Here is a 2285-nt window from a genome sequence, read left to right on the forward strand (position 1 = left end):
AGAAGGTTGGCCAGTGGTGTTATGGGCACATGGGACTGTCGGTTTGGCCGATGCCTGTGCGCCGTCTTGGAGTGGACGATCATATCGAGATGTACAATATCTAAATCGTTGGCTGAAAGAAGGATTTGCTGTCGTCGCGACAGATTATGAAGGTCTAGGTGTTGCTGGGCCGCATTTGTTAATCAATAACCCCATGCTGGCCTATAGTATTTTAGATAGTGGTAGAGCTGCTCTAAAAGCAAAATTACCACTTGCAAATAAGTTTGTAATTGTTGGTCAATCTCAAGGAGGCGCTGGCGCTGTTTCGGCTTCTTCCTATTCGGCTACGTATGCACCTGACTTAAATATTAAAGGTTCAATTGGTACAGGCGTGATTTATCAAGATCCTGAGGCGAGCCCTGAAAAAAATCAGCTAAAGTTAAATCCTTATGAAGTCAGTCCGTCGCTTGCTTATGGTATCTATAGTTTTTTAGTGACGCAAAGTTTATATCCAGAAATAAAAACAGAAGATATTTTTACGCCTGAAGCAGCACCTTTAGTTGAACAAGCAAGAAATGCGTGCTTAACAAGCTTTATGGGGGATATTCAATCTGCGGGTCTTTCGCCAGCACAAGCGTATAAACCTAATCCACCTGCAAACTATAAAAAGCTGCAACAGAAACAATCGAATGATTATGGTTATTATCCGACATTAAAAATCAGTCACCCACTATTTATCGGAACAGGGGCAAACGACCGCACCCCTGATGCTCGATCTCAAATGAAGCTAGTGGCCGATGCGTGTAAAGCGGGTACCGTGGTTGAAGGCCATTTGTATCATGGCTTAGGGCATAGCGAGACCGTTAATGCTTCATTACAAGATTCGATTCCATTTGCTAAAAAGGTGATTGCGGGAGAGAAAGTTCAGGCTATTTGTAAGCCTGACTTACAATAAAAGATGACATAAAGATTTTCTCACTAAAGAAAATCTTTATTTTAAAAAGCCACTCTTCAAAGATATTGCAGAGCGGCTTTATACTTTAAATGTTTAAGCGATGCGCTTTAATCTTTTTGCAGCCTCTTCACGTACAGCAGGGATGATATAGCGGCCATAATCGACCGTATCATAGATCGGATCGTAGCCTCGATTTAAAAAGGTGGTAACGCCTAAATCTACATAATCGAGTAATGCCGCAATAATGGTATCTGGTGTACCAACCAAGGCAGTGGTATCACCATAAGCTCCTACAGCAGTTGCTGTGGGCATCCATAAGGCACGATCATGTCGATCACCTTGTTGGGCTGCTGCCAATAAGCGTTGTGAACCAATTCCTTTGATTTTGTGCCCTGACAATGTGCCGTTATTCTGAAAAGTTGGATTGTTTTGAATATCTGCAAGTATCTGTTCTGCACGCTGCCAAGCAAGTTCTTCGGTTGGGCCAATAATAAGGCGTACGGATAAGCTAACAGGTGGCTGCGGTTTATTGGCGTGTTCTGCTGCCAGCTTCAATTTATTAATTTGCTCTTTTACTCCAGCCAGTGGTTCCCCCCATAGTGAATACAGGTCTGCATGGCGAACTGCAATATCATAAGCAATATCGGATGAGCCACCGAATGAAATCGGGATTGTTTCGTTAACTGGCTTTAACGGGCAAAAAGCATTTTCTAGCTTAAAGTACTTACCTTCATAACTAATAGGTTGATCGCTTTTCCAGAGTTTCTGAATAATATCTAAATATTCACCCGTCCGTTCATAACGTTGAATTTTATCAACAATATAATCGCCTTCTTGAGGCTCAGCTGTAATTCCCGTAATTGCATGTAAACGGATTCTTCCACCGCCTGTCGTATGGTCAAGTGTCGCAAAAGAACGTGCAGCTAGATTTGGTGTTACAAGCGCGGGACGATGGGCAATCATAAACCCGAGTTGCTCAGTATGCTGTGCCAGATAAGCTGCAATTTGTGTACTATCTGGGCTGCTTGGTCCGCTAGCAATTAAGACTTTATCAAAACCAGCATATTCATGTGCCCGTGCATGATAACGTAGATAGTCGATGTCTATTTTATGACCAATTCGTGTTCCTTTAGTTTCTGACCATTGATTTGGAAAAACCATACCAACAAATTCGATACTCATTTTACTCAACCTACTTTGTATATTTAATATAAAAGAGCAAAATAAATGCCAATTGCTGAGGCTTTATAAATGAGGGGTTTTCAAATTTTATTATTTAAAAGGTGTTTGTATTTGATCAATACTAAAGCATAATGTTTTAAAAACAACATATCATAAAAATAGAAATATA

Annotated in this window: 2 protein-coding genes; one reads left to right on the forward strand and one right to left on the reverse strand. The window is 40.9% G+C overall.

Translation table 11 applies throughout. From position 1 onward, the window contains the following. The coding region (locus tag AAV96_RS00205; protein ID WP_046737850.1) for a lipase family protein at positions 1 to 934 on the forward strand (934 nt) is incomplete at its 5' end. A 93-nt stretch (positions 935 to 1027) separates the two neighbouring features. Here AAV96_RS00205 and AAV96_RS00210 read toward each other — a convergent pair. Beyond that, positions 1028 to 2116, reverse strand: a complete 1089-nt coding sequence (locus tag AAV96_RS00210) for an LLM class flavin-dependent oxidoreductase (protein ID WP_046737851.1) — start codon at positions 2114 to 2116, stop codon at positions 1028 to 1030. Between the last annotated feature and the right edge of the window lie 169 nt (positions 2117 to 2285).

The sequence above is a fragment of the Acinetobacter sp. AG1 genome, from assembly GCF_001005525.1.
GTDB lineage: Bacteria > Pseudomonadota > Gammaproteobacteria > Pseudomonadales > Moraxellaceae > Acinetobacter > Acinetobacter modestus.